5 protein-coding genes are annotated in these 6,083 nt (G+C 53.0%); 3 read left to right on the top strand and 2 right to left on the bottom strand.

All coding sequences use genetic code 11. The features are described 5' to 3' along the window. Both GVY42_RS16610 and GVY42_RS15415 read left to right on the top strand, forming a co-directional pair. Positions 1 to 211: hypothetical protein (locus GVY42_RS16610; RefSeq protein WP_236550105.1), on the top strand; the 211-nt coding region annotated here is incomplete at its 5' end. Between the two features lie 177 nt (positions 212 to 388). Continuing rightward, a complete protein-coding gene (locus tag GVY42_RS15415) occupies positions 389 to 1,033 on the top strand; it encodes a hypothetical protein (RefSeq protein ID WP_159565615.1) in 645 nt (214 codons plus the stop codon). Positions 1,034 to 2,130: 1,097 nt separating this feature from the next. Here GVY42_RS15415 and GVY42_RS15410 read toward each other — a convergent pair. Continuing rightward, positions 2,131 to 3,747, bottom strand: coding sequence for a primase C-terminal domain-containing protein (locus tag GVY42_RS15410; protein WP_159565613.1), 1,617 nt, complete (start codon positions 3,745 to 3,747; stop codon positions 2,131 to 2,133). A 910-nt stretch (positions 3,748 to 4,657) separates the two neighbouring features. Here GVY42_RS15410 and GVY42_RS15405 point away from each other — a divergent pair. Next, positions 4,658 to 5,656: a ParM/StbA family protein gene (locus GVY42_RS15405; protein ID WP_159563842.1), complete on the top strand. Its 999-nt coding sequence runs from the start codon at positions 4,658 to 4,660 to the stop codon at positions 5,654 to 5,656. Positions 5,657 to 5,861: 205 nt separating this feature from the next. On the opposite strand, the gene GVY42_RS15400 is transcribed toward GVY42_RS15405, so the two are convergent. Further along, on the bottom strand, positions 5,862 to 6,083 hold a 222-nt coding region (locus GVY42_RS15400; RefSeq protein WP_236549009.1), incomplete at its 5' end, for a hypothetical protein.

Here is a 6,083-nt window from a genome sequence, read left to right as displayed (position 1 = left end):
TGGGAGACTGGAAAAACCACGTGAAATCCGCTATGATAAAGGTGAATTTGGCGCGAAAAATCAAATTCACCAGAACCGGATGGTTCGTGCGTCAACACGATCCGTCCAGCCCTCGGTCGCCTCGTCAAAGTCCGACCTTGCGGCAACTTCGCCTACCGAGCCATATGGCTTGGTAGGTTTTTTTGTATTTCCTGAATGTAAAACAACTTAAAATAGTTCTTTTTCTTGACTCATATTAATAATATCATAAATCCCAATTATGTAAACGGTTTTCTCGTCTGTAAATATCTCGAATTGGTGAACGTTGTTCACCTTTTCTTGATTTTGGCAGTGAACCGTTCGCATACTTGTTGACATACATACTCGTATCCTAAGGAGACTACCACACATGAACAACAACGATGACATCGTTCTCATCCGCGCCAAACTATACGAGCGGATCAAGGCACGACACAGAACACTAAAGGACAACGACCCTTCGTTGCGCCAATCGAAAACATTAAAAAGGGTTCTGAATTCACTCAATCCAGGGAAATTTACAGAAATCCAACAAACAAACAAAACCGAACCATCCACTTCGTTAATTGGAATCAAACGAAATGTTCAAATCTATCGATTACTGGAAGAGCTCGATATTTCAGCGGACTGGCTATTCGAGAGAACAGACATCATCACCTATCAGGACGCCAGAACCATCCAAACATCGGAAGAATGGGATGAGTCCTTCCCGATTCTCTTACATCGTTTGAGGGAGACGCTGATCTATATCTCAGAGTTCGAGTCAGATACTACCGATTTGACGATGTCTGAGATGAATATGACCAAGTTTCTCGCACCGCTATTCAACGTCTCGACTGCGACGGTGAAGTATTGGATGAATCCAAACCGGAAAAATTACATCTCGCTTCAACGCGTCCACCAGATCGCCGAACAGGCGGACGTCTCGATCGACTGGATGCTCGGTCTCGTTGATGACCCGATGGCCCATAAACGACACCTGCTCCCGGACGATTATCCGACGTCCTTATTGTAACAAAAACGGCTCAACCATGCGACTTGTCGTCTCTCTCGAATCCTGACGATTCTCAAAAAGTGATGGTTGAAAAATCCGTTTTTAAGATGGCTGACGTCAGACCCTTCACCTCGTTTCAGGAAACTCGGAGTCGTTTTCCTCAAATATTTTGTGTCTTGAACAAAAGTTTCCTGACAGGGTCAAAAGCGACAAAATCCGACATTTATTTCGACAAATGTCGAATCAAATTGTGCCAAATAAACGTACGTTTATTCTCAAAAATTAACGCGCAAGCGTTCTCATTTTGAACGTGAATGTGGCGAGAATTGAAGATGGTTCGGAATTTCTGCATGCTTGGACGCTTGACGAGGCGAATCGTAACGGTAGAATCATTCAAAAATACATCGTCCATATCTCTTTTTTTGGAGTTCCTATTAAGGCTCCAAGTTGTATAATCGGGACCAAGACATCAGTCGCCTGGTCATCAGTACGTAAAACCCAAACGCAGGCTAGCATCGGCATGCAGGCGTTCTTGATTTCACAGCAACCTTATCTCTGAATTCACAAGATGAACACCTATGCACGACCAGGCACGCCATTCGCCCCCGGATTCCACGAGGATGATCCGGGGGCCTTTTTTGTGCGTTTGTGGATTCATTTTCGGTGTCCATACCGAGCCCGAGGCCTTATACTAGAGATGGCTGGGCGCGATCGGTCAGATCGTGACGGACACATGGGTCACTCCCGAGGGAAGTTTCTTCAAGGCGCCCCTTGGCACACCCTCTGCCCGTGCACAGGAAGACCGGGACCCCCGAGCCACATAGGACAGGCCTCCCACGGGAGGGTCCGACACACCATACGAAGGACCGACAGGGCGGACACACCAGACAAGCGCTTACATCCCCTGCCGGTCCTTTTGTGCTGTCCGGAAAACCCTGAACGCGCAGCTCTCCGGCGTTGACGCCTGCGATCCGCTTGTCGGGGCACTTGCGGGACGCATCGCCAGACTCCGCTAGGCTCGCATCCCTCGTGCCACACACGAGAAAGCATATTCTCCTGCCCCATCGTTGGCCTGTTAGCAGTATTTCACATACCACAACCGAGGGTTTGGGTAGGACTCAGCCCCGAGAAAAAAACACAGATCGCCCGACCCGATACGTCTCACGAGAGAGACGCTCCTCACAGAGCATCAACCTCCAGGGGTTCAACAGGGCATAGGTCCCCCCTCCCCCGTCAGAAAGCCCGGCCACGGTACCTAAGTGTACTGGCAGGATAAACATTTTATTTTTCACCCGTTTCGCGACCCGTTCGTAGTGCTCCGCATGGCGTGGCGCGAACGTCATCGCCCCGTACTGGAGCGACGGCGGGCACGCCATCCCCTCTCGCTTCATGTCACGGACCCGTGACACGAGCGAGGCGAGGCGACAGATGCGGTACCCGGCCCCACGGCCGCGTCGGACCGTGCCATCCGCGTTACGGATCGGCTCCACCCGGAACCCATGGCGATGGAGGGCGCGGAGCGCCTTCGTCATCGCCGACAGCTGACTCACGTCCCCGTCATGCATCTCCCGGCAGAGGGTGCGCGCGCTCGTCTCCATGCACACAAAGCCCCCCTCCCCCACGGGCAATCTCTCGTCGAGATGGGCGAGCAGGCGGGCGATGAACTCGTCCAGGTGCTCGTTGACCCGCTCCTCGCGCGGGCGACGATGTTTCTTGTAGCCGTTCCAGACCGGACGCTCGCCACAGAGCGCCTGCAGCTTGCCGGACGACGGCTCGTAGTCCTTCCGATACGCGCTCAGCACGGTCTTCTCGACCTCGCGCGCCGTGAGCGGTCTCGTCATGCCCCGGTTGCGCGCCTGGAGGCGACGCATCGCCTGACGGCGTGAGAGCCCGTCCTTTCGCGCCATGACGGCGAGCCAGAACGTCACGACGTTCCGTGTCCCGACCGCGTCCGTCGCCCAGAGGGCGCCCCATACCGGCATGTCCCGATACTTCCCGGACGTCTTCATGAGCCCGTCGATCGTCGCGCGGGTCTCGAGGAACCACGCCACGGCCTCGTCCTTCGACCAGAGCGCCCCCTCGTCGAGGTGGCGGATTGTCTCCTCGCGCGGGAAACGCGCCCAGCCGAACACCGGGCAGTGCACGTCGACCGGCAGGCCGACGGCGAGGAGCGCGTCACGTGTCGCGACGGCCAACGCGTGCGCGAGGCGGATCGCCCCCTCCGAGCCATAGAACGCATCGTCGAGCACGACGAACACCTGCGCCCCACGTGGCGTCTCCAAGATGAGCGCCGGACGGCACGGCACGTCGGCCTCCAGGAAGGCGGCCAGTACCTGTTGGCGCGTCCGCTTCTCGTCGATGTCGAACCGGAACGTCCGCACCCGGCGGAGGTTGTCGTCCCGGATGTCGGCCGGCGTCACCGCCTGCATGTACACGTTCGGCGTCCAGTGGGTCACCCCTTGCCAGCTCGCCTCATGATAATGGAGCACGCCACCGATCGAGCGCGCGATGTCCTGCCCCTCGCCGGTGTGGCTCGCGAGGTATTCCTTGCCGTAGGCGACGCGGACCGCCCCTTGCGTCTTGTATGTATGGTCGCACTTCTGACGGACGTCGTCCGGGATGTCGCCCGCATAGGCCTCGTAGAGCCCCTTTCCCTCGCCGAGGAGAAGGCGCACCGCCTTCTCCTCTCGCTCGCTATGTATCCGATACTGTGCCTTTCTCGTCACTGCCTGCATGTCGTCCATTCCCTTCCGCGGGACGGGGAACGTGAAAAGAGCCATGGCTGCCGCGCATACAGCGGCAGTCCATGGCTCTTCAGGTAGCGACAACCCTTCCGTCCCGGTGGGGAGGAGAGGGAGAAAACCTTGACTCGTGAGGCTTGTGTACATGCGGTAGACATGGTAGTATAAGGCATGTAACGCCTGCATCGGACAGGTCGTGCTCCGAAGCGCAGTTGGTTGCGCTGTACCGGGAAGATCGAGTTTCCAGCTCGTCTCCTGGCGGGAGATCTGTTTTTGTCGTGTGCCGAAGCGCATTGGTCTGCGCTGTACCATCCAGAAGTCCTGCTAAGACGACTGGTGGCGGTAGAACGACCGGGTAGGTACGAAGCACTTAGACGAAAGGGACGACGTCCCCTCTTTTCGTCTAGGTGCTTCTTTTTTTGTGCCTGAACCCCGGGTCGATCGACCGGCTGATTATGTAACTCTTCACGCATCCGTCGGATGCCAATTTTCAGAATCTAGTTCCATCATACGCCTCTCTGAATCAGAATACAATATACGATTTTCCCTCTAAACCCTATTTCTATAGCCGTTTTTAAAAGAAGGTCAATGCCAAGACATCCCACTTCCTTTCACTCCTTCAACCCATTTCACACGCCATTTTGGTAGTTGAAATAACAAAGAGAGAAGACCGTTCGGTCTTACTTGAATTACTGTTTAATCTTTATATACATCTTTATGCACATCCTCAGTTTTACTTTTATACTTTTTAATACATTAATTAGTATAATGATGTGTATACAAGAATTACTTGTGTAGATTTTATTTTATTTTTTATATATAAAGATGTTTATTATCACTTTATGATATGATAGAATATATTTAGATATAAAAGTAATGATAAAACGAATTGGAGGCTATTCCCATGAAGACGATCTCTTTTGAAACTGCGAACTCGTACATAAAGGTGTTCGACGCTGAGAAGGACCAAGTGTTGATCTATCCGAACACCGTTCGCGAAGCGCCAATCGAAAACTTCACGAATCCGATCCCAACATATGAGGTCGAAGGCGTCGCTTACCAAGCTGGCATCCGTAGGGGGTTTTCGACGTCGTCGAGCAAAGGACCAGATCGGTATCAGACACACGCCTTCTACGTCGAGACAATGATCGCTCTCGCCCAGGTCGTCGAGGACGGAGATACTATCATTGCTGCGACCGGACTTCCTGCCAACCATTATACGAAAACGATCATCAACGATTTGAAGAAACGGTTTGAAACGACCCATTATGTGAAGATTGATGGGAAGGAAAAGTTCTTCACGATCGAGACGCTGGATGTGTTCCTCCAACCGCTTGGTAGTTTCTTCTATAGCATCATCGGGGATGATGGGATGAAACGAAGCAACTATGACGAACTGATGAACGCTGACGTCCTCGTCATCGACATCGGGTTCGGCTCAACCGATCTCGCCGAGATTTCCCTCGGTCAGCTCCGTGATTATCAAGAGACAGGGGTTGCGATGTCGGATGCATACCGAGATTTGTTCCAAGCAATCAAACAACGGTATAGCGGACGAAACATCGAGACCGCCACGATCCACCCACTTCAACTTGAAATCGAGACGCGCGAGAAGACTTCTTTCCAATACGGCGGAGAGAGCTATCCGATTGCTGAATTGCGTGAACGCGTATTCCAACGCACCGCAACCGACATCATCGAACGCGTTTCGAACGAAAAGGATTTCAGCAAGTATGACAAGGCCATCTTCACAGGTGGCGGTGTCGACGCGTTGAAAGATCATCTGTCGAACATCAAGGCTCCGAACGCATTGCCGATTTTGAACGCCCAGGAAGCAAACGTACGTGGATTCTCAAACTTTAGCCGCTTCATGCGGACAGCAAAGCAATCCATCCATCAGTGAGGTGAGAGAAATGAAACTAATGAGACAGTATAGCTTCAAACTAAACCCCGAGACAGATCAAGACTTGATCGACTTTCTTGAGGACAAGCCAAAATCCTACATCATCAAACTTGCCCTAAGAAATTTCATCAAGAACCCTTCGGTGGCTCCGTTCGACACAGTCGAACATCAAGCGTCAACACAAAGGGCTGAGTCAAAACCGACATCATACGCTCCAGATGCCGATTTGTTCGGCTCGTTCGCTCCAAAAGAATAATCGTTCGCCATCCAGCCCCTCGCCATACGTGCGAGGGGTTTTTCGTCGTCCATCTTGCCCGCTCAGTTGCATCGACAACGCATCCGACGGGCTACCACCCGTCCCGATGCAACTGAGGGGACGCGTTTTCGTCCGCTCCTCCATCCTGATCCGCCCGCTCCCCTCCGGTTC

This window comes from Exiguobacterium sp. 8A (genome assembly GCF_902506275.1).
Classification (GTDB): domain Bacteria; phylum Bacillota; class Bacilli; order Exiguobacteriales; family Exiguobacteriaceae; genus Exiguobacterium; species Exiguobacterium profundum.
Note: the sequence above shows the minus strand (reverse complement) of the source record. Positions and strands in the feature narration are given on the sequence as shown.